This window comes from Pseudomonas sp. MF5691 (genome assembly GCF_016405645.1).
GTDB lineage: Bacteria > Pseudomonadota > Gammaproteobacteria > Pseudomonadales > Pseudomonadaceae > Aquipseudomonas > Aquipseudomonas shahriarae.
Genome location: NZ_JAEKDC010000020.1, coordinates 1 through 23,677, shown reverse-complemented (window position 1 = coordinate 23,677; position 23,677 = coordinate 1). Strand labels below are relative to the sequence as shown.

Genomic DNA, 23,677 nt, shown 5'->3' with positions numbered 1-23,677 from the left:
ACGCTCAGCCTCTTTTTAGAGCCGTCGCCTTTCCAGTTCTTCATTCCGATGGGCAAGCGGATCGACGGCAGACTTGCCTCGGGGTGCCTGCCCAGTCCCATATCTCGACTCTTACCAGCCAATTTGTACCGAAAAACCCAGCTGGCGGCTGCCACCCGTTTTCGTTCCTGTCCATTCAGGCGAGGTTGTGCTCATACGCACTGTTACTTTGAGCATACAGAGCAAAATCACCCTGCTCTGCGAGTCTCTGCTTGATTTTGGTGGTAATCCTGCTGGTGGGCCTTTCTCTTTATCAGAGCAGTGTCAAACGCTGCTCCTACTTACAAGTCGTTTTTTCTGGTTTTTCGGCCGATACAAAGCAGGTATTCGATAGTTGGTAAATGAGAATCCCTGTTAAATGTGAACGATTGGTATATTGTGTGCTGCAAATTTTTTGGCAGGTTTACTTTCCATTCGGCTTATCCATTAGGTCTAACTTCCATGCGTCGTACCTTGATTTCCCTTTGCGTGCTTCAGGCGTTTTCTCCTTTTGTCTGTACGCAGGTTGCCGCTTCCGAAAATGCCAGCCTTGAGCTGCAAGCCATCAATGTCACGGGCGAAATAGACGCTGAGACGGCTCAAGGGCCGGTCAAAGGGTATCGCGCTACACGTTCTGCAAGTGCGACACGCACCGATACCGCTATCCATGAGACACCTCAGTCCATCAGCGTGGTGCCCAAAGACGTGGTAGAGGATATTGGTGCAACCCGCTTGCAGGAGGCCTTGGACTATGCCGGTGGCGTCGGCCGGGCGAACAACTTCGGTGGGCAAGGGCTTACCAGTTTCACCGTGCGGGGCTTTACAACCGCAGAGTTCTACCGCAACGGTTTTCCGATTAACCGGGGCTATCCAAGCATGCCGGACGCCAACAGCATTGAGCGTCTCGAAGTGCTTCGCGGGCCAGCGACCATGCTTTATGGCCGGGGCGATCCCGGCGGTACCTTCAACGTGGTCTCCAAGCAGCCTTTACCTGAGCGTACGGTCACATTGGGTAGCCAGTTGGACGATCAGGGTATGAAACGTGGCACCCTTGATGCTTCAGGCCCGCTGGATGAGCAAGGGCGTCTGGCTTATCGCCTGAACCTGGTGGGTGAGGGAGGAGACACCTTTCGCGACCATGTATCCACCGAGCGCTATGGGGTGACGCCTGTCCTGAGCTGGCAGGTCACGGACGACACCAAGGTGATTTTCGAAGGCGACTTCATGCGCAACAACCAGCCGCTTGACCGAGGCCTGACCCGCTTCGCCAACCAGCACGGTACGCCGTCCCGCGACACCTTCTGGGGTGAAAGATACGCCGGCAATCTGCACAACGATAACAACATGGCTCAGTTGCGTTTCGAGCATATGCTCAACGACAACTGGACCCTGGGCGGTGGTTTCCAGTGGCTGGACGGGACTATGAAGGGTAATGCTGTTGAGGCTAACGGTGCCAACAGCTTGAATGCCGATGGTCGAACACTCCAGCGCAACTTCAACTACCGCAAGCTGGACTGGACCGATAAAGACTATCAACTGAACCTGACTGGGCACTTTTCTACGGGTGGCCTTGATCACACGTTGCTGACTGGCGTCGAGTACGAAGATTACGACTACAAGTCGATCATTCGACGCTCCAGCGGCGATTTTCCAATTGACATCTTCAACCCGGTCTATGGCCAGCCACGTCCGGCGCTGACTCGTACGCCGACCCACGACAAAGAAAACCTCAAGACTTACGCAGCTTTCGTACAGGATCAAGTGGCTCTGACCGAGCGTTTAAAGGTGCTCGCTGGTGCGCGCTTTGAGCGCTTCGAGCACGAGTACGAATCCTACGTGCCCGGCGTAAAAAACTGGAACTCTGCTGACAACGCCGTCACCCCGCGCGTCGGCGTGATGTATGACCTCACTGACACTGTCGCGATCTACGCGAATGCCGCGCGCTCGTTCAAGCCCAACGCGGGTGCCAGCCGCCAAGGCGGCGGGTTTGAGCCGGAGAAGGGCAAGTCTTACGAGATGGGCGTGAAGTGGGAAGCGCTTGACCAGCAGCTGAGCGTCGACGCGGCGATCTACCAGATCGACAAGAAAAATGTCCAGGGGGACGACCCCGTTGACTCAGCCTTCAAAGTCGCTACAGGCCAGGTACGCAGTCGCGGCTTCGATTTGAATATAGCCGGCAACCTGACGCCCGAGTGGCGGGTGATCGGCGGCTATGCCTATGTGGATGCTGCAGTGACCAAAGACACTACAGTACGTACCGGGACGCGCTTGGCGAACATTCCGCGCAACAGCTTCAGCCTGCTCAATGTGTATGAATTCCAGGATGGCGCGCTGAAAGGGTTGGGCCTCGGCGGGGGAGGTAAATACGTGGCCGAGCGTGCCGGCCAGACCGCCAACAACACGTTCTCGATGGGGGCTTACACGGTCGTAGACTTGCTTGGCTACTACAAGGTCAACGAAAAGGTCAGGCTCAATCTCGACATAAAGAACCTGTTCAATCGTGAGTACGAAGAAGGTTCATTCCTGAATTTCTACGCCTACCCGGGTGAGCCACGTACGGTGCAAGTGGGGATTTCTTACACCCTTTAGCCAAATCAGAACGCTGCTCGCTGGGGCATTATCGAAAATCTCAAGTCCACCTTTGCTCAGGTGGGCTTACACCTATCGATGAAAGCGCTTTGCGCAATGGTCTGCCCCGCGTGCCTTGGCCTCTCGCATTGAACCGCAATCAGCGAAAAACGAAAAAAGAGAATCTCTGTCGGTCCCTATGCGCTGTTTAATGTAAGGAATAGGGCTTGTGTGGCCTCCTTATACCAATACGAAATCATCAACAGCCCCAGCACAAATGTAGCTCGCCGGCGACATCCCCGGGCACCGGGCGTAGCAGACCGCCGACGATGCCGCTGATGCCGGCGATACGTCCATTGAACAGTATCAACAGCACGGCGCCCGTACCGATCAATAAGCCACCGCCCCATGCACTCATCGGTGTGGCTCATATCGATCATAGCGATTTCCTTTTAGGGACCTCGCGGAGGATGCCTGGTTGGGGAGGGCGGGCATTAATTCATGCCCAGCCAGTTGGGCAGTGCCAGTGCAATCCAGGGTACATAGGTAATCAGCACCAGGAACAGCAGCAACAGCACCAGCCAGGGCATGGCTGCCTTGATGGTGGCAGGCACTGACATGCCGGTCACCGCGGACGTCACGAACAAGTTCAGACCGACCGGGGGTGTGATCAAGCCGATCTCCAGATTGACCACCATGATGATCCCAAGGTGAATCGGGTCGATACCCAGCTTTATGGCAATTGGAAAAAGGATCGGCGCCAGGATCAGGATAATGGCCGAGGGCTCCATAAAGGCGCCAGCCACCAACAAGACAATGTTCACCACCAGCAGGAAGGTCACCGGTGTCAGCCCCGCCTCGATCACCCAGGCCGTGATTTGTTGGGGTAACTGCTCGGTGGTTAATACATGAGCAAAGAGCATGGCGTTGGCAATGATGAACATCAGCATGATGCTCAACTTGGCGGCGTCCAGCAGCACTTTAGGGGTCTCGCGAAACGTCAGATCCTTATAGACGAACAAGGCGATGAACGCTGAATACACGGCAGCAACGGCGGCGGCTTCCGTCGGCGTGAACATCCCGGTGTAAATGCCACCCAGGATGATCAGCATCAACAGCAATCCCCAGATGGCTTTACGCGCAGCACTCAGAAACTCACGCAGGGTTGCACGTGGCAGGGCCGGTAAGTTTTTCTTAACGGCGACGATGTAGATCGCCACCATCAGCGTTATCCCCAGCAACAGGCCTGGTATGACGCCGGCCATGAACAGCTTGCCAACGGATGTCTCGGTGGCGGCGGCATAAACCACCATCACAATTGAGGGTGGTATCAGGATACCCAGTGTGCCCGCGTTACAGACGATTCCCGCGCCGAATGCCTGCGGGTAGCCAGAGCGCACCATGCCGGCAATGGCGATCGAACCTACCGCCGCAACCGTCGCGGGGCTGGAGCCGGAAAGGGCTGCAAACAGCATGCAGGCCAATACGGCGGCGATGGCCAGCCCCCCACGAATATGGCCGACGCAGGCGTTGGCAAAGTCGATCAGTCGGCGTGCGACGCCGCCGGTGGTCATGAAGGCGCCTGCAAGCAAGAAAAACGGAATCGCCAGCAGGGTGTAGTGCTCCGACGTTTCAAACAACTTTATTGCAAGGGAACGTACTGAGTCTGGGCTGAAAAATACAAGGGTCAGCGAGCCCGCCAAGCCCAAGGAAATGGCAATGGGCACACCAATGAACATCAATGCGAAGAGTGCCGTGAACAGGAAGGCAATGGTCATGGTTTATTGTCCTCGTGCTCGGTCAGTTTCATCACGTCAGCGGCTTCATCGGCCAGGCCGAGACCGGTTTGGCGGTGCAGCAGGATGCGCACGAAAATTTCAGCGAAACGGATGAAAACCAATGCAAAACCCACGGGGACAATCAGCCCTATGTGCCACTGCATGATCCCGAAATGGCCAAGGTCCTCGGCGCCTATTCCCGCCGACATCAAGGTATGAATCCACTCGAAGCTGGCCGTACTGAACAGGCCGGCATAGAGCAGGCAGCAAAGACAGGCCAAGATTCCAATGAGCCGCTGGACGGGTTTACTCGCCAGCTTTACCAGCGCGTCAACGCCAATATGCCCGGCGGTGCGCACGCCATAGGACAGGCCGAAGAAGATCAGCCAGCCGAACAGCGCCTTGGTGAGTGCGGTGCTCCAGGTCATGGCTTGAGCCATGCTCATGACGCCATCACCCATGGCAAACAATACGTTACTGGCGCCTTCCCAGTTGTCGGCAAGACGGTAGAAAAGCGTATAGAGATTGTTGAGAATGACATAGACGAACGTTACCAATGTCATGGCGGCCAGAAGGAAGACAATGAAGCCTTCCTCGAAGTGTTCCCAGATGCGCCGAAAGGCCTGCATGGATGGCATCTCCCGTATCGTAATGACTGGCAGGTGCTACCACGTCGGTAACACCTGCCTCCCGGTCATTGAGCCGTGTTGGCGGCTTGCGCAGCGGTGATCAGCTCAGGGCCAATATCAGCTTCGAATTTTTTCCAGACGGGTTTCATCGCGGCTCGCCATTGCTCGCGTTGCTCAGGAGTCAAGGTAATGATTTCGGTGGTTTTGGCGGCAATGATGCTTTGCTTGGCGTCCTGATTGAGCTGTTCGGCCTCTTTGTTAACTTGCGCGGTAACCTGCACGATGATCTTGTCCAGTTCACTGCGAATATCCGGCGGCAGACCGTCCCAGAACTTGGTGTTAGTGATCAGCATGTAGTCCAGCACACCATGGTTGGATTCGGTGATGTATTTCTGTACCTCATGCATTTTCTGGCTGTAGATGTTCGAGTAAGGGTTTTCTGCACCGTTGACTACACCGGTCTGCAAACCCTGATACACCTCGGCAAAGCTCATTTTGCGCGGGTTGGCGCGCAAGGCCTTGAACTGCTCCTCAAGCACGGCGGAAGCCTGCACCCGAAACTTCAGGCCTCGGGCATCCCCAGGAACACGCAGCGGTTTGTTGGCCGACAACTGCTTCATCCCATTGTGCCAATAGGCCAGGCCGGTGATGTTTTTACTCTCCATGGACTTAAGCAGTCCCTGGCCCTGCGGGCTCATCTGGAAGCGGTCAACTGCAGCGATGTCATCAAACAGAAAGGGCAGGTCGTACAGCTGGAGGGTCTTTGTGTATTGTTCGAACTTGGCCAATGACGGCGCAATTAACTGCACATCCCCCAACAACAGGGCTTCCATCTCTTTGCCATCACCAAACAACGATGAGTTGGAATAAACCTCGACCTTGACCTTACCGGGTAAGCGTTCCTCTACCAGCTTCTTGAACATCAGTGCGCCCTGGCCCTTGGGCGTATGGTCGGCGACGACGTGTGAGAACTTGATGATGACTGGATCAGCTGCCATGACTGCACTCATGCTCCCTAGAGCAAGCGTGCAGGCGAGTGCCTTACAGATGGATTTGAACATTTTGGGGGAATCCTCTTATTTTTGTATTTTTTGGCCAACGCTCTGACGCGCATTCGGTTATACGGCCAAGACTCCAGTCTAGGCAAAAACATCACTTGGTGCAGGAGCGCAAGCGTGGCAATGGAAAGCGCCACTGAGCAGTTTCCGAATCTTCTGCCCCTGTGCGACACCCGCGGTGTCAGATTGGGCCAGGTCCTGGGGGGCGGCCTCCTAGTATTCGCCCAGTTATACCGCCCGATATTGCTTCTAGGTAGTTTCCGAGACTATTCAATAGCCTGCACAGGTCGCTAACTTGGGGGTATGCCGTACTGGAGTAGAGCGCACTTTTAGACAGGCGTTGCCCGGCCGCTAAACTTGCGTGTCTCGCACCGTGTTCAGGGTCCCGAAAAATAAGGTTACTGAATATGTCGGAGACGCCTACCCCCAATAGAACCCTTTATCCGCTCTGAAGGCCTCATCCTGGCAGGTGGCGCAGCGGTCGCGCAATCGCTCATCTCCTGCGCAATCATCGCCGGCAGGATGCCCATAAATATTTGTAACTTATGTGCTTTGGCGACAGCACCTGCGCTATGCATTCAGCGAATGCCGCTCCTGCCGGTATTGCCAATATGACGGCCAGCCGTTGCGCAGCAGTTATTGCAACTCTTGGCGTAGATTAGACGTGGCGCTTGATCCTTGTATCGGGATGTGATGTGGTGGGCCACACAGAAAGACGACTGTCCTTTGTCATTTAGGGCGCTCGCAACTTTAGTTCTTTTGAGCATTTCGAGGTTTCATGCAAATCGAGTTACAGGAGATTAGCGACCACCTCTATCGTTTCGCTCCATTTGATACGCTACCAAAGGAAACGGTAGACGCCATCGCCCGGCGGGTAGAAGTGAGTTATTTCAAGGCCGGCAGTGACATCCTTGAAGCGGGCGCAATCATTCATGACTTGCACTATGTCCGTAGCGGTGCGGTGGAGATTTACCGGCGCAATGGCGAACTCTATAACCGACTTGTCGAAGGCGACCTCTTCGGTCAGGCCGGTTTGTTGCGCAGTAACAAGGTGCGTTTTCCCGCCAGAGCCTTGGAAGATAGCCTGATCTATTACATACCCGCCAATATCTTCGCTGAACTGTGCGCACAGCATGATGCTTTCGCCGACTTCGTTGAAGCTGAGGGGCACTCCAGGCTCAAGACTGCCGTAGAGGCGCAGGGGCGGGCGAGTGAGCTTATTCAGCTCAAATGCCGAGGCCTTATCTCTCGGCCCTTGGTGTGGGTCACGTCGGATACCTGTGTCGGCGACGCGGCAAAAATCATGACAGAGCAAAGTGTTTCTTGCGTTCTGGTGATGTCATCAGCGGGCTTGCAGGCGGCTGAAATCCAAGGGATTGTGACCGATCGGGACCTTCGCACACGCGTTGTCGCTGAAGGCCGAAACGCTGACGAAACGTCTGCCCGAGACATCATGACGGCCGAGCCGGTAGCGATAGGCGCAGACGACTCAGTGTTTGAAGCGATGCTGGTGATGTTGCGCCGTAATATTCACCATCTGCCGGTGGTCCATCTTGGCCATCCGATCGGGCTGATCAACTTGTCGGATATCATCCGCTACGAGTCACACAGCAGTTTGTACCTGGTAAACAGAATCTCTAACCAGACGTCGGTCGACGGTTTGAAATCGCTTTTGCGTGACCTGCGCGGAACCTACATCCGCATGGTGCGTGATGGCGCGACGGCGCACATGATTGGCAGCGCGATTTCTGGTATTGGCCGAGCCTTTACCCAACGTTTGCTGGAGCTCGCAGAGAAAAAGCTGGGGCCGCCTCCGGTGCCTTACTGCTTTATGGTGCTGGGCTCCATGGCACGTGATGAGCAGCTATTGGTGACGGACCAGGACAACGCCCTGGTGCTCGACGACCGCTTCGATCCGATCCAGCACGATGCATACTTCCGCGCGTTGGCGACGTTTGTGAGTGATGGCCTGGCCGCGTGCGGTTACAGCTATTGCAAAGGCGGGATCATGGCGACGAACGATCAGTGGCGTCAGCCGCTGAAGGTATGGCGAAGTTATTTTGATCAGTGGATCGAAAAGCCTAATCCGACGACGTTGCTCAATAGTTGTATTTTTTTCGACCTGGATGGTGTGTTTGGCGAACTCGAGCTTGTCCAGGAACTTAAGGTTCTGTGTGCTCGAAAATCCAGCGCACATCCTGTTTTTCTAAGTGCCATGGCTCGAATTGCCCTTAACCGGACACCGCCATTGGGCTTTTTCCGGACCTTTGTGGTTGAGACAGATGGGCAGCATAAACGGATTATCAACCTCAAGGGGCGAGGCACTGCACCGCTGACTGATCTGATCCGTATCCACGCGCTCGCGTGTGGCAGTACTGCGCAGAATTCATTTGATCGCATGGATGCCATCGCGAACAGCAACGTCATTCCGCCTGAAGCATTAAAGCAACTCCGATACGCGCTGGAGTTCCTGTCGATGGTGCGAATTCGACATCAGGTTGACGCACTGGAGCAGGGAGCTGCGCTTAACAATTACATTGAGCCTGAGCGCTTTTCCAATAGTGAGCGGCATAACCTCAAAGAGGCGTTTCAAGTCTTGAGTAATGGCCAGAATTTCTTGCGCTTCCGTTATCCCTCCAAGGGTCGCCTGTCCTCATGAACCACGTGAAAGCGCAGCCCAATCATAAAATGCTGGAGTGGTCCGCGCGGTTTGAGACGCTGGCAGGCGAGGCCGTTAACAGCCGCTTGCGACAGTTCTATCAAGCCGGCGCGGTCTCGGCACAGGCATCCATTGAAAGCGTGCAATTGCTGGCCTTGGACGTAGAAACCACCGGCCTTGATGCACAGGCTGACAGTATTGTGAGCATCGGCGTCATGCCGTTCACGCTGCAGCGCATTTATTGTGGGAGTTCGCTTTACTGGGTGATAAAGCCAGCGTCCGAGCTGAAGGAAAAGTCAGTGACGTTTCATCACATAACCCATGCTGAAATTTCAGATGCTCCCACCTTTGAGCGGGTGCTGGCGCCATTGCTGGAGGCCATGGCAGGTAAGGTGATGGTCGTCCATTACCGGAATATTGAGCGGGCCTTTCTGGATCAGGCAGTGCGTAGCCATTTAGGGGAGGGGTTTGAGTTTCCGGTCATCGATACGATGCAGTTAGAAGCCCGTCTACACCGGCGAAAACGCGGGTGGTTCGCCCGACTTATGGGGCGCTCACAACCGTCCATAAGGCTGGCGGATAGCCGAGCGCGCCTTGGCCTTCCGGCTTATCACGCTCACCATGCATTAACCGATGCCCTGGCGACGGCAGAACTGTTGCAGGCGCAAGTAGCGACTCATTACTCAACGTCCACGCCTGTTGGCGAGTTATGGAACTGAGTCGCCGCTTGAAAGTGAAACGCTTGCGGCTGTCTGACGGACCTTCCTGAGGCCTCCGCTTGGGCCGATGGATCTCGCTTTGAGATGCATTTGGGTGTTGGGCCTGCCGTCATTATCCGCCTTGAGCAAATGGGCATTGACTCGCTAGCGGTACTCAGGGTGACGCCATCTGCGCAGACGATGGCGTCACGGGGGGGGGGCTGCGCGCTGACAGCGGCAGCCTATTTGCTAGCGAGGCTCAGACATCAGTCCTTTCACGAGGGATATGCACCCCAGCATTAATACGATTGCGAAAGGCAACCCTGTAGACACTGCCATTGCCTGCAATGCCACAAGACCGCCGCCCAGCAGGAGAGCAATAGCAATAACGCCCTCGATCACTGCCCAGAACACACGTTGAGGCACCGGCGCATCCACCTTGCCGCCGGCGGTGATTGTGTCGATTACCAAGGAGCCTGAGTCCGAGGAGGTAATAAAGAACACAATGACCAGAACGATGCCCAGGAATGAGGTGATCTCTTTAAGCGGCAACTCCCCCAGCATGGCAAACAACTTCAGTTCCAGCACAGCGTCCTTGACGCCCATCAGGCCCTGTAAGGTCGTTTGGTCAATGGCCGTTCCACCGAACGTTGTCATCCACAGCACAGACACCACTGAGGGGACGAGCAAGACCGAAATCAGAAACTCTCTGACCGTTCGACCACGACTGACGCGGGCGATAAACATCCCTACAAACGGCGACCAACTGATCCACCACGCCCAGTAGAAGGCTGTCCAGCCTTGGGTGAATTGAGTGTCAGTGCGGCCGAATGGATTTGACAGCGCCGGCAGGTATTCAACATACGTCACCAGGTTACTGAAGAACCCGGTGAAGATGGCCAGGGTCGGCCCCACTACGATGATAAATACCAGTAAGAGAAACGCGAGTCCCATATTGATCTGGGAAAGCATTTTGACGCCCTTGTCCAAACCGGAAAGGACTGACCACAGCGCGATCAAGGTGATGCCAACGATCAGGACAACTTTGCTGAGATTTGTCGATTGTATCCCGAAGAGATATTCAATCCCCGCAGCAGCCTGTTCTGCGCCAATGCCCAGAGAGGTCGCCAACCCAAATAGTGTGGCGAATACCGCGAGAATATCGATGAGATGCCCCGGCCATCCCCAAACGCGCTCACCCAGTAACGGATAGAAAATTGAGCGTATCGACAGCGGTAAGCCCTTGTTGTAAGAAAACAATGCCAGGGACAACGCCACAATTGCATAGATCGCCCAGGGATGAAGTCCCCAGTGAAAGATCGTAGCGGCCATGGCCAAGTCGGCGGATGCTTTCATATCGCCTGCTGCACCGCCCAACGGTGCCCAGTCCGTACGCACTCCGCTCGCATCGACGGTCACGCCTCCCATGGATGCCGCGTAATGCGACATGGGTTCGGCTACGCCATAAAACATCAACCCAATGCCCATGCCCGCGGCAAACAGCATTGAAAACCATCCGACGTAGGAGTGGTCTGGTTTGGCATCTCTGCCGCCCAAACGCACCTTTCCCAGCGGGGAGAAAATCAGCGCAATGCACAGCACCACAAAAACATTCGCAATGCTCATGAAGAGCCAGGCGAGGTGGCTGGTTAACCAGTTCCGGATGGCGCTGAAGAGGGGCTCTACTTCATTTTGCAGTGCCAATGTCAAAATCACGAACAGTAAAATTGTGGCAGCTGAAATGATGAATACTTTGCCGTGGATATCGAGCGAGAATGAAAACTCTCCCTTGATATTGTCTTGACCGATGACGTAGTCAGTGTCGATCAGATTGGCAGCCCCACTAGGCGCAGGAATACCGTCCTCACTGGGGACGTTTGGGGTGTTCGGTCGATCATCCGTAGGCTTTTCAACCATAAGAATCTCCTTGTTGTTGGCACGTCTTAACGTGTAGTTGTGATTATCCCCGCTGTTCCTATGGTAAAACGAGATGTAAGCGCGTTTATCCTAACAAGCTTTGAGAATAAAACCGGCAAAACTTGCCTATTGCACAGCCCTTCGATCGAATAGTTCACAACCACATGACTTGATTTTGGGCTTCAATCTGTTCGATTGAGTGCAATGAACAGGTTTGCGCGGGCCAGATCAATGCCCCATCAGCTTATGTATCCCGTCCGGTTTGGCGTGAGCGCCAAAGCGTTCCACGATCGTGAAAGTTGCCCGCTTCATACCGATGAGGTTTACGTGAAGTCCTTCGCGACGCCGCTTCAGTACGGGTAGCCCACCGTGCGTGGCTCCCGGTCATCCTTGATTAAAATCGCAAGTTTTCAGCGTCGTGCGAAATGCTGTTGGGGCGTTAGAAATGTGTGGTGGAAATAATTTCGAAATGCGTGCATCGCCGAGCTGAATTCACGTTCGCGATGCCACGCCAGGCCGACGCTCATGGGGGTCACCTGATCGGAGATGGTCAGGGTTTCAATGCGCTTTCCTTCCAGCGACCAGGGGCGGTGTACCAGGTCTGAGAGGATCGCAACGCCGTTACCATTGGCTACCATGCTGCGCACCGCCTCGACGGAACTGGTGCGCACTTTGACGTCCGGCTGAAAGTTTGCGAGTTCCCAGTAACGCATTGCACTTTGTTCGGCTTCGTCGACGGTCAGGAGAATGTAGGGCTCTTGCGCCACATCGGCGAGGCTCACGGCCGAGCGCTCGCAAAGGGCATGGCCGCTGGGCAGCCATAGCCGGCGCTCGGAGTTGAAGAGCGTCTCCGAGACGATGTCCGGGTGGGTCAGGTTCGCGGTGAGCACCACTGCCATGTCGAATCGACCTTCCAACAGACCCTGCTCGATGGCCGTGCGTTCTTGTTCGTGCACTTCGATGGCCACGTCCGGATGCCAGTGCTCAAGTCGTTGCAGGTGGTGCGGCAAGAAGTAACCGATCACCGTGTAGCTTGCCGCCAAGCGCAATACACCACTGGCGCGGATGTCCGGCAACGGGCTGTTCAACGCATCATCGACGCTGCGCAAAATCACGTAGGCCCGATTCAAAAAGTGCCGCCCGGCATCGGTCAGGCTCATGCCCTGGGCCGAGCGCTGGAACAACAGTGTACCGAGGATGCCTTCCAGCTCCTTGATCGCCGTGGTCACGGCCGATTGGGAAATATTTAACTGAATCGCCGCTTGAGAAATTTGCCCGATCTCGGCGGTGGCGACGAAATAGCGAATCTGGCGCAGGGTCAGTGACATAGGCTCTCCTGGTGAGCGCGTATCTGTTTTTCAGAAGACAGCCTATCTGATAATAGATCTTCCCAAGGGGGAGAGGAGGAATCTAACGTGGCCTGCAAGAAGTCACAAGCGTTGGGAGCAAGCGTCATGCAGGCAGTAGATTTCAACTCGGACATGGGCGAAGGGTTTGGCCCTTGGACCATCGGCGATGGCGTCGACAATGAGCTGATGGGCTTTATCAGTTCGGCCAACATCGCCACCGGTTTTCATGCTGGCGACCCCAGTACCATGCGACGTACCGTCGAGCATGCCAAGCGTTTGGGTGTGGCTATCGGCGCGCATCCGGGGTTTCGCGACCTGGTTGGTTTTGGCCGTCGGCACATCAATGCGCCGGCCCAGGAACTGGTCGATGACATGCTCTATCAGTTAGGCGCCTTGCGTGAACTAGCCAGGGTTCAGGGCGTAGCCTTGCAACACATCAAGCCCCACGGCGCGCTCTACATGCACCTGGCCCGGGACGAAGAGGCTGCGCTTTTGCTGGTGGAGAACCTCCAGCGTCTGGAGCCGGAGTTGCTGCTGTATTGCATGCCCGGTTCCGTGATCTGGCGGATTGCCACGGACCTTGGCCAACCGGTGATTCGCGAGTTCTACGCCGACCGCGAATACGACCTCAGCGGCTCCATCGTCTTCACTCGCAACGTGCGGGCTTACGACCCGATCCAGGTCGCCGAGCGAGTGCTGCGTGCTTGCCAACTGGGCGTGGTGCGTACCGTCGAGGGCGAAGACCTGGCGATTGAATTCGATTCCATCTGTTTGCACAGCGATACGCCGGGCGCCTTGGCGTTGGTCGAAGCAACGCGTCGTGCCCTCGATGACGCGTGTATAGAGGTCCGATCACCGCACTGAGACCGAATAAAAATACTTGGCACACACACGTCTGGGTTTGCCCACCCAGGTACTTTTTTGCCTGCCTTTCTACAACTATTCCAAGAGGAACAGACATGGCCGAACACAGTGTAATCACCCCGTTGCCGGGGTCCTTCTACCGCAAAGCGACTCCGGAATCGGCGAACTACGTCGAAGTGGGCGCTCAGGTCAGCGCCGATACGGTGATTGGCCTGATTGAGGTCATGAAGCAGTTCTCCGAACTGACCGCCGGGACGGCTGGTCGTCTCAGCGCATTCCTGGTAGAAGACGGTGATCCGGTGGAGCCGGGTCAAGTCATCGCAACACTCGACGTCGAGTGAGGGCGCGATCATGACCCAAGGTATTCATAAATTACTGATCGCCAACCGTGGCGAGATCGCGGTGCGGATTATTCGTGCCGCGAAGGCGCTCGGGATTCCCACCGTGGCGGCGTGCAGCGAGGCGGACGTCGACTCCCTGGCGGCGCGCATGGCCGATGAAGTGCACATTCTCGGCCCGGCCCGTGCTGACAAAAGTTACCTGAACGTAGAAGCCTTGCTCGGTGCCTTGACATCCACGGGCGCCAACGCAGTGCATCCCGGTTATGGCTTTCTGTCAGAGAACGCCGATTTCGCTGAAGCAGTCGTGTCTGCCGGTGCCATTTTCGTCGGCCCGAGCGCGGAGACGATCCGGCGCATGGGCGATAAAGCTGAGGCTCGGCGCACGGCGCAAGCCGCTGGCGTACCGGTGGTGCCGGGTTCGCCGGGTGAACTGTTCGACGTTGAATCGGCGCTCAAGGCTGCCGAATCCGTTGGTTTCCCGCTGCTGATCAAAGCTTCGGCCGGTGGCGGCGGGCGCGGTATTCGGCTGGCGGAAAATGCCGAGCAATTGAGTGAAGAGTTCCCCCGTTCCCAGCGCGAAGCCCAAGCGGCGTTTGGCAATGGAGCGGTGTACCTGGAGCGGTTTATCAGTAGGGCCCGGCATATTGAAGTGCAGGTACTGGGCGACGGTCATCACGCCGTGCATTTGTTCGAGCGCGAATGCTCGTTGCAACGGCGCCGGCAGAAAATCTTTGAGGAGGCGCCGTCGCCAGCCCTCAGCCAGCAGCAACGAGAGACCCTCTGCGAAAGCGCCGTGCGTCTGACCGAATCTTTGGGCTACAAGGGCGCCGGTACTCTGGAGTACCTGTATGACGACGCCACTGGGGAGTTCTTCTTTATCGAGATGAACACGCGGATTCAAGTGGAGCACCCGGTCAGTGAACTGATCACCGGCATCGATTTGGTCCAGGCCATGTTACGCATCGCAGGCGGCGAGCCGCTCGGCTTCAAGCAGAGCGACATCCGACTCAACGGCGCGGCCTTGCAAATGCGCCTGAACGCCGAAGACCCGGCGCGGGATTTCTTCCCGAGTCCAGGCCTGGTCGAGGAGCTGATCTGGCCGAACGGCGAGGGCATTCGCGTCGATACGCATCTGTATCCAGGCTATCGCGTGCCGCCGTACTACGACTCGCTGCTGGCCAAACTGATTGTTCACGGCGCGGATCGCGCTGAAGCCCTAGGCCGAGCGCGAGTCGCGGTGGCAAACACCACGCTTACCGGCATGGCCAACACCTTGGCGTTGCACGGCGAATTGCTGGAACAACCCTGGTTGCACAACGCCGACTTTCACACGGGCACGCTGGAAACCTGGTTGGCCGAGCGCGGCAATGGAGGCGAATCATGAGTACTCCCGTCCGCTACAGCTTTGGCGCTGATGAACATTTGTTTGCCGAAGTCAGTGACAGCATGTCCTTGGACGCCTTCTTCAAAGGACTGGCCATCACCCGCGCCGTGGAACGGTTGGCTCTGGATGGTGTGCTCGATATCTGCCTGGCTAACGCATCATTCCAGATTCGTTTCGACCCGGATCGCATCGCCCCTCACACCTTGCTCGAAGCGGTACAAATCGCCGAGACCGGGGCCGTCGCGGAGCGCACGTTGCAGACGCGGATCATCGAGATCCCCGTGCTCTACAACGATCCCTGGACCCACGAAACCCTGATGCGTTTTCGCGACCGCCATCAAGACCCGAGCGCCACGGACCTGGAATACGCCGCACGCATCAACGGCCTGGCCGACGTCGATGCATTCATCGCGGCCCACAGTGGCGCACCGTGGTTTGTCTCGATGGTGGGCTTCGTTGCCGGGTTGCCGTTCATGTTCCAGATGGTTGAGCGTGAGCGCCAGTTGCAAGTGCCTAAATACCTGCGCCCACGCACCGACACGCCAAAATTGACCCTTGGCCACGGCGGTTGCTTTGGATGCATTTACTCAGTGCGCGGCGCCGGCGGCTATCAGATGTTTGGCGTTACGCCCGCGCCGATCTACGACCCGCAACAGAACCTTGCGTACCTGAAAGAACACATGGTGTTTTTCCGTCCAGGCGACATTGTGCAGTTCAAACCGATGGACCGCGAAGCCTACGACCACGCGGTCGCCGAAGTGGAAGCCGGTTGCTTCGAGCTGCGGATTCGACCAGTCGAGTTTTCGCTGGACGCGTTCCTTGCCGATCCTGTCGGCTATCCCAAGTCGCTGCAGGAGGTATTGGCATGATTAAGGTCCTCAAACCCGGCCTCGCCACTTCTGTGCAGGACCTAGGCCGCGAAGGGTATTACCACTTGGGCATTCCGCCGTCCGGCGCGCTTGATCAATACGCCTTGAGCGTGGCCAATCAATTGGTCGGCAACCCCGCAGGAGCGGCGGCGCTGGAGTGCACCTTGCTGGGCCCTGAGTTGGAGTTTCAGCAGGATGCACTGGTGGCGGTCAGTGGCGCGCACATGACGCCACGGGTCGATGGCGTGGAAATGCACCACGACACCGCGTTCACGGTGAAGGCCGGGCAAGTGCTGCGCTTTGACTTTCCCAAGGCCGGTGCCCGCACTTATGTGGCGGTGGCCGGCGGCATTGATGTACCGGTGGTGCTCGGCAGTCGATCCACCTACGCGCTCGGTGCGCTCGGCGGTTTTCAAGGGCGACGGCTGAATGCGGGGGACGAATTGCCGGTCGGTATCGCCAGTGGCAAGGGGCTCGCCGGGGCCAGTTTGCCCATGGCGTTACGGCAAGCATTGGGGGGCGAAATCACCCTGCGGGTAGTGCCCGGTTTGTACTTCCACCGTTTGACCGAATCGGCGGCGCAGAGCTTTTTCGCCGAACCGTGGACGGTCGGTTCGGAAGCGGACCGCATCGGCTATCGCTTCAAGGGTGGCAGCGCGCTGAGCTTTCAGCCCCGCGAGCAGCCATTCGGCGCCGGTTCCGATCCGTCGAACATCGTCGACAGTTGCTACCCGATCGGCTCGATCCAGGTGCCCGCAGGGCTTGAACCCATTGTGTTGCACCGTGATGCGGTGTCCGGTGGCGGCTACGCGATGATTGGCACAGTGATTAGCGCCGACCTCGATTTGATCGGCCAGATGCAACCCAACCAGAAAGCCCGCTTTGTTGCGGTGACCCTCGAAGAGGCGCTGGAAGCACGACGATCCTATAAGAAAAAACTCAGCTGCCTGAGCAAGCTGTTCCCTTCCTGATCCTGCCCGCCGCATAGCGCGGGCCATGCCAAACGGTATGCCAACGCCGTACTTCGGTGCGGTGACGGCTGCCCGCGCTTCAACCTTTGACTGGTTTTGGAGTTCACGCATATGGCTGCTTTATCGCAATCGAATCAAACCGGGCAAGACCCGGCCCATCAGCCCGTCCCGACCGAAGCACGCATGGGGCGATTATCCCTGACTATGGCTTGGTGGGCGGTGTGCAGTGCGATGTTTTACATCGTCGTGGGTGCGTCATTGGCTTTGTCGTTCGGTACGCGCAATGCGCTGATCGGCATGGTCCTGTCGGTGATCAGCTATGGACTGATCAACAGCGTGCTCAGCCGCTTTGCGATTCGCAGCGGTCTGTCGGTGGCGTTGTTTTCACGACTACTGTTCGGCAGCACCGGGGCGTGTCTGGCGACGCTGATTTTCTTCTCGACCGCAATCTATTACGCAGTGTTTGAAGGTTCGGTGATCGCCGTGGCGCTCAACCACCTCTATCCGCAATTGGCCTATCCGCTTGCCGCACTGGTAGTGGTGCTCTACAGCGTGCCGCTGATACTGGGTAGCGTGCAGCACTGGCTGGACAAGCTCAACGGCGTGTTGCTCCCGGTGTACCTCGCAGGTTTGCTGGTGGCGGTGGGGCTATCGATCAGCCGGTATGGCTACCAGCCTCAATGGCTGGATTTCGGCCCGGCAACGCCGAGTGCATTCGGCTGGTGGGATTGCTTTGTCGCTTACATGGGCGTCTGGGTGCTGATGCTGTTCACCTTTGACTACGCACGTTTTGGCAAGCCTGAAGACGCCGAATACCACGGTCGCTGGAACTTTGGCATGCCATTCTACGCGGTGACGTTTCTGCTCAACGGCGCGGCGGGGATCTATCTGGTGAGTAGCATTCCCCATGAAGGTGCGCTGAGCGAAGTGTCAGTAGTGATGGCGATTCTGCAGTTGATGGGCCTGTGGGGGTTGCTGTTCGTCTGGGCTACGCAAACCCGGATCAACACCGCCAATTACTACTTGGCGACGCTGAATATGCAGGCGTTCTTCGGGCGTTCTGGCGCGCGCGGTTCATACCTGATGTGGGCAATAGTGGTCGGTGTGATCGTCTACGGGTTGATGCTGGCGGATGTGTTTGCCTACCTCCTCAAAGCGTTGGCGTATCAGGGGATTTTCGTGGTGGCCTGGGTCGGCGTGGCGTTGGCCAAGATCCTCTGCGAGCACAGTGATGTGAAGGCGCTTGAGCGGGTGGCAGCCTTCAATCCGGTGGGTTTGACCGCATGGTTTGGGGCTACAGCACTGGGACTGGCGTTGATGTTTGCAGGCGGTGAGCTGAGCCGCTTTTCCGCCCCCTCTACCGTGATCGTTGCGTTTGCATTGCAGGCAGGCTTGTCCCGCCTAAGCCATTCACGGTGGAGGTACGCAGAATAGGATTTTACGTCGGACTCACCGGCACCCACGGAGCAGGGCGGGCGCCGGTAGGCTGATCCGACTTCATTCCACTTGGGTTTTCCTTGACCCTTTCCCATGCAGCAGCACTCGACGCGGCCTAGGCTGCTGTTTCCAACAATAAACAGTAGCTGTTTTGAGCCGGTCGTATCCAAAATAGTCTGCAAACTCCAAATCACAACTATTCAGAAAATGAATGCTGGAAGTTGGCGTGTTTTGAGCGCGTACCAGACTCTAACTCGCAGTTGATCTCCCGTGGTGGGCATTTTCTAGACGACAACAGAAACATGTGGCTCCGGTTGGTACACTAGGAGATCTCCAGGCTGACAACTTAAATGGGCACAAATCGCTTCAAGTGTAGCTAAGCGTACTCCTTTGACCTTGCCTTGCTTTAATAGGGATAGATTTTGTTCGGTGATACCAATTGCGGCGGCAAGGTCTTTTGACTTAACTTTGCGTTTTGCTAGCATTACATCTAACTCAATAATGATCGTCATTATGCTGGCCTTACACAAAGGTTTGATTTTCGGAACTTACTTCACTCGCTTGTGCCAAAATTCGCGCGATCACTGCGATACATCCGGCGAGAAAGAGAGCGATAAAGTCCGCTGGTGTAAAGCTGATGGTAAGTAAGCGTTGACCGGGTGGAGCATGTAAGGTGACCAGAATACTCAATATTGGTGTGCATATGAAACTTGAAACCACCCAAAGAATGACCCCCCTTCCAACTTTCCCTAAGTGAACGGCAGCATTATTGGAGAAATACTCGCTCCGGGCATACCCCTGGAACAGGCGGCGGAGGTGATTCAGGCCGCTGGCCAAGGCGATCAAAGGCACGCTGGAGATGACGATCGCGCCGAGTATTTGCCACCAGGCGAGCACTTCGATTTTTACCGCGAGTTGGGTCAACATCACTCCGCTCAGGGAAAATCCAAGCCCTAATCCATCGTCTGACCCCAATATCGGAAATACCCACAGTGCGGCATTGAGGATGAGCATGCAGGCTATGAGCGTCAGTGTTAGAGCAGCCATACGCTGGCTAAAGGAAGCAAGGCGGTTAATGGGCATTTTTTAAGCCTTTTTGATGGGTGGAGCTCGATTTTTGCACAAGAAATTACTGTATTACAATAATTATTTATTGAAATAGAGCCTTTTGTGGTGTGTTACCGCCCCTGGCACCTGCCTGGTTGTAATGGAGGGATAGGGTCTGAGCGCCCAATGACCCACCGTGTCTACAAACGGGTCAACGCCGTGCTTTCTGACAAAGTCGAGAAACAGGTCAACGAACTGCTCGAAGCCAAAAGCGAGATTTTACGGTTGCGAGCCCAAATGCGGCGCTTGGGAGAAAAGCGCGACGTATCAAAAATACAGCGCGGCGCTTCGTCAGGGAACTCAAGTGAAATGCCGCTTTATGAACGAGCACCGACATCAATATTTGGTCACCACACCGTTCTGGCCCTGACTCTGTTCAGGAGCTCGCGATGGCACTCTCAGAAATGGCAATTCGCGCCGGATGAGTTTGAACTAGAGCGGCGATTGTGGATCATCCCGCCGGAAGTGGTGAAGCAGCTAGCGACGATTTCAACGGCACTCAATGAGATTGGCTACCCAAAAGTATAGGGAGACGCGCAGCTTTCTCACGCGGATCTGGACAAGGTGAGTGCGGCCTAAAATCACGCAGAATACGTCGAGAAGCGTCGGAGTACGTGGGTGTCACGTTGAAATTCCGGGTTGAAAATTCAGACCAGTCCTATTGTTGCTTTTTGTTTTCGCAGATAAAAATCAGACCATCAGTTAACCACCCATTCGAGTGGAACTTAGGTGTGATGACGGACAATTTACGAGAAATTCAATCTTTACAGTTACGGTTTATCGAATCTGCTTCGGTGAGCGAAAGCTGCGCATCTGACTTATTAACGTTGATGCAAAAACTTACGGAGGAAGAGGCCCTCAGCGTCATCAGTATAATTTCGTTATTGCAAAATGAAGCTGTTTTTTTGAGAAGGATTTCGCAAAAAATAAAATTTTTACATGTGGCTTAAATGAAATATTTGTTTGAGGCTTTATGGCTTCGATGCCTATGTGGGCGATGACATCGCGGTGATGTGTTCCGCTAGATGGAGGGCGGACATGGATAGCTCTTTAACTACTGCAAGTGGTCGATCTGGGTGTCATCGGGTGAAGTATAAGCGGGGTTGAGGGTTGCGCTTGCTACTTTGAATGCGCAGGTCTTCAAGGCTAAAAATTTTGGAAGGCTTTCATAGCACTGCCTTGCAGTGCTTGGTAGCTCACCAAAGACCGTAAAACTATATTGGCTTAAAGACTAAGGAAGGTTTTATGAAATCGAAAAGTTATAAGTCTTGCTCGAGTAGTTCAATTAAAGTTGTAGTTGTCACTGTGTTAGTTGTAGGAGGGGGGCTAGGAGATGCTTTTGCTGAGGAGGAAATACCGAAAAATTTCTCCGTAAAGGCTATGGTTTTTAATGTCTGGAATCGTCCAATGTCCTCCAATATTTGGAAAGAGAAAGGAGATGCAAATAATCTCACCTATTCAGATGCTATGAAAAAACTGCTTTTGAACGTGTCGCCAGATATTCTTGTGTTGCCTGAGCTTGACAATAACGCGAGAGCAGATAATGCAGGAGACGTTGCCGCGAACGGTGATAAAGCTTATGACGCGTTTACGCGAGAGACAATCAACGTTTTAAATAGCGCTCCCCGGAAACAAGATAGCTTTTCCGAATTTCGCAAGAACCAGGATGAATATTCTCGGGATACTGAACAGTATCGAATAAGAAATAAGGATGGGAGGGACTCGTACTTTAAAGGTATTGGAAGTATTTTTTCTTCCGTGCCTTTTGAGGAGTTATCCGGAGATAGTGTCAGGATTAATCCTGGTAATGGTTTTCCAGTAGCGGTCATAAAAAATCTACATTTAGATCATGGAGACCTTCCCGGCAACCGCGTTAATACTGCGCTTGAGCTTAATAATGAGGTGGCAAGCAGAAAATTCCCGACGATTATTTTGGGGGACTTCAATGCTGGCGATGTTTCAGAGCGAGGATTACATAGAAAAGAGCAGCAACTATTATTAATGCGGAATATTGTAAATGATAAAAATGTAGAGAGCTCTTTTTATAAAAAACTTATCTATGAGTACCTAGCTGAAGCGAAAAAAGGATACTTAAATATAATCGCGATGGCGTATCCTGATAAAAAGATTAATCTTTTGTCTTGGGCGGAATGGGAGGATGCTTTAAATAAACATTTAAAGTCTGGTGGAAATAGTCCGCTGCAAGATGAAATTTATCCTGTTAAAAGCAACCTTCCGGTCACTCTGAACACACTTAAGAAGCAGTATCAGCTTTTTCAAAAAGACCAAAATAGAGAAGTATTCAAACCTAGTCGAGTAGGCGATCAGCGCGCTACTTGGACTAGTGATGGGGAGGATTGGTCTAACAAATGGCCGAGCTGGGACCGTGTGAATATTGATCACATCATGGTGTCTCGGCCCTTCGCCAAATGGATCGAGATTGCTGACGATGGTAAGCCATCAGGTAATCTCAGCAAGCTAGCCAAGCTGCCCGGCGACGGTTCTCTTTCGGACCACGAGCCCGTGGCGCAGAACCTGCGCTGGGTGGGACCGCAGCTTGAAGTTTACAAAGACGTCGTAGACAACCAAGAAAAAACACGCCTTGTGTGGGGCGCCGATGCTTACAACTTCGCGGAAAAAAACAAAAGATTTAATCTTGTTCGCAACAACTATCGTAATGATGTCTATCTTGGACAAGTTGCGGATAGTAACGGTAATCCCACATTACCTAAGCTGAGTATTGAAGAGAAGAAATCCCTTCTCAATTGCAAGGGCAGCGATAGCCGTTTCCAGCAGGCTGTCACTGATTATTGTATCGACGATCACTCTTTTATCGGTGAAACCCTTGTAACGGACGGAGGGCTTCTTGTCGTTGATGAGGATAAAGCGTTGGGAGGAAGCGAGGCTAAACTGCGGCTGGCCAATGGCGGGCTCAGGGTCGAAGGTTTATCCATGGGCGAGCTCGATCGGGACGTCGTTCTCGAACAGCAAGGGTGGATTGATGTTGCCGAATCCGACTTGGTGGTGTCTGCTACGAAAGCCTTGACGGGCACAGGCAGCCTCACAAAACTGGGGGCCGGTACATTCGCGCTTTCAGGCCCCAACACCTATACAGGCGGAACATTTGTCGAGGAGGGCATCCTCAGAGCCGATAATGCGGGTGGGTTCGTCAACAACACCGCCTATACCATCAACGGTGGAGCACTTGATCTAAACGGATTCGATCTAATCGCTTCGAAGTTGGAAGGCAAGGGTGGCTCCATCCAGCTTGGAAAGGGGTCGCTAACCATCGACCAGGGCTTCAATACACGCTATGACGGCTCGATAGAGGGTTTCGGCGGGCTCACGAAGTCAGGTGGCAGTCAGCTCATTCTTAATGGTCAGAATAGCTATACCGGTGCAACCCTGGTTCGGGACGGGCGTCTGGTCATTGGTGACAGTGATCATCCTAATGCTCGCCTTGAAAGCCAGGTCACTGTGGGCCCGGGCGCTACGCTCGGTGGTATAGGCGCGGTGGGTGCTCTGACGATCAACGCTGGCGGCACGGTAGCGCCCGGTAACTCTATCGGTACGCTGCGCGCTGGCGATGTGACCTTTGATGCTGGCTCAGTTTATTCCGTAGAAGTCGGCCCGAACGGACGGAGCGACCTGATCGATAGTGCCGGTGTCGCAACCCTGAATGGCGGTGATGTTAGAGTGTCACTGGAGAACAGCACCAACCTATTGACGGAGGACGAGGCAAAAACCCTGGTCGGACAAACCTTCAATATTCTTACTGCCAAAAAAGGCATCGTCGGGCAGTTTTCATCCGTTACGCCGAACTACCTGTTCTTGGATAGTCAGGTGAATGTACCGCGGACACAGCAATTGCTTACCTCTTCCGTGCCTGCACCGTTGGTTGAACCTGTTCAGCCAGGGCCTGATGTGGTGGGTACTCCACCGCCAGCCTCGTCACCGACTGTGGTTGCAACGCCTGTTCAGCCAGGGCCTGATGTGGTGGGTACTCCACCGCCAGCCTCGTCACCGACTG

19 protein-coding genes are annotated in these 23,677 nt (G+C 55.0%); 11 read left to right on the top strand and 8 right to left on the bottom strand.

Going from position 1 to position 23,677, the window contains the following annotated elements; genetic code table 11:
• The first annotated feature begins 480 nt into the window (after positions 1–480).
• A complete protein-coding gene (locus JFT44_RS22725; RefSeq protein WP_057959262.1) occupies positions 481–2,607 on the top strand; it encodes a TonB-dependent siderophore receptor in 2,127 nt (708 codons plus the stop codon).
• Between the two features lie 238 nt (positions 2,608–2,845).
• On the opposite strand, the gene JFT44_RS22720 is transcribed toward JFT44_RS22725, so the two are convergent.
• The 4 genes from JFT44_RS22720 to JFT44_RS22705 all read right to left on the bottom strand — a co-directional run bounded on the left by JFT44_RS22720 (position 2,846) and on the right by JFT44_RS22705 (position 6,054).
• Positions 2,846–3,004, bottom strand: coding sequence for a YeeE/YedE family protein (locus JFT44_RS22720; RefSeq protein ID WP_178118094.1), 159 nt, complete (start codon positions 3,002–3,004; stop codon positions 2,846–2,848).
• Positions 3,005–3,080: 76 nt separating this feature from the next.
• Positions 3,081–4,364, bottom strand: coding sequence for a C4-dicarboxylate TRAP transporter large permease protein DctM (gene dctM, locus JFT44_RS22715; protein ID WP_057959263.1), 1,284 nt, complete (start codon positions 4,362–4,364; stop codon positions 3,081–3,083).
• Positions 4,361–4,993, bottom strand: coding sequence for a TRAP transporter small permease (locus JFT44_RS22710; protein ID WP_057959264.1), 633 nt, complete (start codon positions 4,991–4,993; stop codon positions 4,361–4,363). Before JFT44_RS22710 ends, dctM begins: the two co-directional genes overlap by 4 nt.
• A 65-nt stretch (positions 4,994–5,058) precedes the next feature.
• Positions 5,059–6,054, bottom strand: a complete 996-nt coding sequence (locus JFT44_RS22705; protein ID WP_057959265.1) for a TRAP transporter substrate-binding protein — start codon at positions 6,052–6,054, stop codon at positions 5,059–5,061.
• Between the two features lie 775 nt (positions 6,055–6,829).
• Between JFT44_RS22705 and JFT44_RS22700 the strand changes: the two genes are divergently transcribed.
• Together JFT44_RS22700 and JFT44_RS22695 are read left to right on the top strand one after the other, a co-directional pair.
• Positions 6,830–8,710 carry a DUF294 nucleotidyltransferase-like domain-containing protein gene (locus JFT44_RS22700; RefSeq protein ID WP_057959266.1) on the top strand — a complete coding sequence of 627 codons (1,881 nt, stop codon included), beginning with the start codon at positions 6,830–6,832 and terminating at the stop codon, positions 8,708–8,710.
• Positions 8,707–9,429 (top strand): 3'-5' exonuclease, encoded by a 723-nt coding sequence (locus JFT44_RS22695; protein ID WP_057959267.1) that lies wholly within the window; start codon positions 8,707–8,709, stop codon positions 9,427–9,429. Before JFT44_RS22700 ends, JFT44_RS22695 begins: the two co-directional genes overlap by 4 nt.
• Positions 9,430–9,657: 228 nt before the next feature.
• Here JFT44_RS22695 and JFT44_RS22690 read toward each other — a convergent pair whose 3' ends face one another.
• Together JFT44_RS22690 and JFT44_RS22685 are read right to left on the bottom strand one after the other, a co-directional pair.
• Positions 9,658–11,325 (bottom strand): BCCT family transporter, encoded by a 1,668-nt coding sequence (locus tag JFT44_RS22690; RefSeq protein ID WP_057959268.1) that lies wholly within the window; start codon positions 11,323–11,325, stop codon positions 9,658–9,660.
• Positions 11,326–11,735: 410 nt separating this feature from the next.
• Positions 11,736–12,653 (bottom strand): LysR family transcriptional regulator, encoded by a 918-nt coding sequence (locus JFT44_RS22685; protein ID WP_057440882.1) that lies wholly within the window; start codon positions 12,651–12,653, stop codon positions 11,736–11,738.
• Positions 12,654–12,779: 126 nt separating this feature from the next.
• Between JFT44_RS22685 and JFT44_RS22680 the strand changes: the two genes are divergently transcribed.
• From JFT44_RS22680 to JFT44_RS22655, 6 genes are all read left to right on the top strand, one after another.
• Positions 12,780–13,538, top strand: a complete 759-nt coding sequence (locus JFT44_RS22680; protein ID WP_057959269.1) for a 5-oxoprolinase subunit PxpA — start codon at positions 12,780–12,782, stop codon at positions 13,536–13,538.
• A 95-nt stretch (positions 13,539–13,633) separates the two neighbouring features.
• Entirely contained in the window at positions 13,634–13,879 is a 246-nt protein-coding gene (locus tag JFT44_RS22675) for an acetyl-CoA carboxylase (RefSeq protein WP_057440886.1), read from the top strand.
• A 10-nt stretch (positions 13,880–13,889) separates the two neighbouring features.
• Entirely contained in the window at positions 13,890–15,263 is a 1,374-nt protein-coding gene (locus JFT44_RS22670) for an acetyl-CoA carboxylase biotin carboxylase subunit (protein WP_057959270.1), read from the top strand.
• Positions 15,260–16,132 (top strand): allophanate hydrolase subunit 1, encoded by an 873-nt coding sequence (locus tag JFT44_RS22665; protein ID WP_057440888.1) that lies wholly within the window; start codon positions 15,260–15,262, stop codon positions 16,130–16,132. The genes JFT44_RS22670 and JFT44_RS22665 overlap by 4 nt, the downstream gene beginning before the upstream one ends.
• Positions 16,129–17,103 carry a biotin-dependent carboxyltransferase family protein gene (locus JFT44_RS22660; protein ID WP_198831202.1) on the top strand — a complete coding sequence of 325 codons (975 nt, stop codon included), beginning with the start codon at positions 16,129–16,131 and terminating at the stop codon, positions 17,101–17,103. The genes JFT44_RS22665 and JFT44_RS22660 overlap by 4 nt, the downstream gene beginning before the upstream one ends.
• Positions 17,104–17,334: 231 nt before the next feature.
• A complete protein-coding gene (locus JFT44_RS22655; protein WP_374068257.1) occupies positions 17,335–18,537 on the top strand; it encodes a cytosine permease in 1,203 nt (400 codons plus the stop codon).
• A gap of 287 nt (positions 18,538–18,824) precedes the next feature.
• Here JFT44_RS22655 and JFT44_RS22650 read toward each other — a convergent pair whose 3' ends face one another.
• Both JFT44_RS22650 and JFT44_RS22645 read right to left on the bottom strand, forming a co-directional pair.
• Positions 18,825–19,052: a helix-turn-helix transcriptional regulator gene (locus tag JFT44_RS22650; RefSeq protein WP_081044215.1), complete on the bottom strand. Its 228-nt coding sequence runs from the start codon at positions 19,050–19,052 to the stop codon at positions 18,825–18,827.
• 10 nt (positions 19,053–19,062) lie between these two features.
• Positions 19,063–19,623 carry a DUF2975 domain-containing protein gene (locus JFT44_RS22645; protein ID WP_057440893.1) on the bottom strand — a complete coding sequence of 187 codons (561 nt, stop codon included), beginning with the start codon at positions 19,621–19,623 and terminating at the stop codon, positions 19,063–19,065.
• Between the two features lie 150 nt (positions 19,624–19,773).
• On the opposite strand from JFT44_RS22645, the gene JFT44_RS22640 reads away from it, so the two are divergent.
• The gene (locus JFT44_RS22640; RefSeq protein ID WP_198831220.1) at positions 19,774–20,175 is read left to right on the top strand and encodes a hypothetical protein; all 402 of its coding nucleotides are present in this window, start codon (positions 19,774–19,776) and stop codon (positions 20,173–20,175) included.
• Positions 20,176–20,892: 717 nt separating this feature from the next.
• A partial coding sequence (locus JFT44_RS28770; RefSeq protein WP_233098412.1) for an autotransporter-associated beta strand repeat-containing protein occupies positions 20,893–23,677 on the top strand: 2,785 nt, incomplete at its 3' end.

What these genes read in the sequence shown, in the direction of transcription:
- JFT44_RS22700 (WP_057959266.1), top strand. Translation starts at nt 6,830, where the DNA reads ATGCAAATCGAGTTACAGGAGATTAGCGACCACCTCTATCGTTTCGCT.
- JFT44_RS22655 (WP_374068257.1), top strand. Translation starts at nt 17,335, where the DNA reads ATGTTTTACATCGTCGTGGGTGCGTCATTGGCTTTGTCGTTCGGTACG.
- JFT44_RS22650 (WP_081044215.1), bottom strand. Translation starts at nt 19,052, where the DNA reads ATGACGATCATTATTGAGTTAGATGTAATGCTAGCAAAACGCAAAGTT.
- JFT44_RS22690 (WP_057959268.1), bottom strand. Translation starts at nt 11,325, where the DNA reads ATGGTTGAAAAGCCTACGGATGATCGACCGAACACCCCAAACGTCCCC.
- JFT44_RS22660 (WP_198831202.1), top strand. Translation starts at nt 16,129, where the DNA reads ATGATTAAGGTCCTCAAACCCGGCCTCGCCACTTCTGTGCAGGACCTA.
- JFT44_RS22710 (WP_057959264.1), bottom strand. Translation starts at nt 4,993, where the DNA reads ATGCAGGCCTTTCGGCGCATCTGGGAACACTTCGAGGAAGGCTTCATT.
- JFT44_RS22705 (WP_057959265.1), bottom strand. Translation starts at nt 6,054, where the DNA reads ATGTTCAAATCCATCTGTAAGGCACTCGCCTGCACGCTTGCTCTAGGG.
- JFT44_RS22680 (WP_057959269.1), top strand. Translation starts at nt 12,780, where the DNA reads ATGCAGGCAGTAGATTTCAACTCGGACATGGGCGAAGGGTTTGGCCCT.
- JFT44_RS22685 (WP_057440882.1), bottom strand. Translation starts at nt 12,653, where the DNA reads ATGTCACTGACCCTGCGCCAGATTCGCTATTTCGTCGCCACCGCCGAG.
- JFT44_RS22645 (WP_057440893.1), bottom strand. Translation starts at nt 19,623, where the DNA reads ATGCCCATTAACCGCCTTGCTTCCTTTAGCCAGCGTATGGCTGCTCTA.
- JFT44_RS22695 (WP_057959267.1), top strand. Translation starts at nt 8,707, where the DNA reads ATGAACCACGTGAAAGCGCAGCCCAATCATAAAATGCTGGAGTGGTCC.
- JFT44_RS22665 (WP_057440888.1), top strand. Translation starts at nt 15,260, where the DNA reads ATGAGTACTCCCGTCCGCTACAGCTTTGGCGCTGATGAACATTTGTTT.
- JFT44_RS22640 (WP_198831220.1), top strand. Translation starts at nt 19,774, where the DNA reads ATGACCCACCGTGTCTACAAACGGGTCAACGCCGTGCTTTCTGACAAA.
- JFT44_RS22725 (WP_057959262.1), top strand. Translation starts at nt 481, where the DNA reads ATGCGTCGTACCTTGATTTCCCTTTGCGTGCTTCAGGCGTTTTCTCCT.
- JFT44_RS22720 (WP_178118094.1), bottom strand. Translation starts at nt 3,004, where the DNA reads ATGAGTGCATGGGGCGGTGGCTTATTGATCGGTACGGGCGCCGTGCTG.
- dctM (WP_057959263.1), bottom strand. Translation starts at nt 4,364, where the DNA reads ATGACCATTGCCTTCCTGTTCACGGCACTCTTCGCATTGATGTTCATT.
- JFT44_RS22670 (WP_057959270.1), top strand. Translation starts at nt 13,890, where the DNA reads ATGACCCAAGGTATTCATAAATTACTGATCGCCAACCGTGGCGAGATC.
- JFT44_RS22675 (WP_057440886.1), top strand. Translation starts at nt 13,634, where the DNA reads ATGGCCGAACACAGTGTAATCACCCCGTTGCCGGGGTCCTTCTACCGC.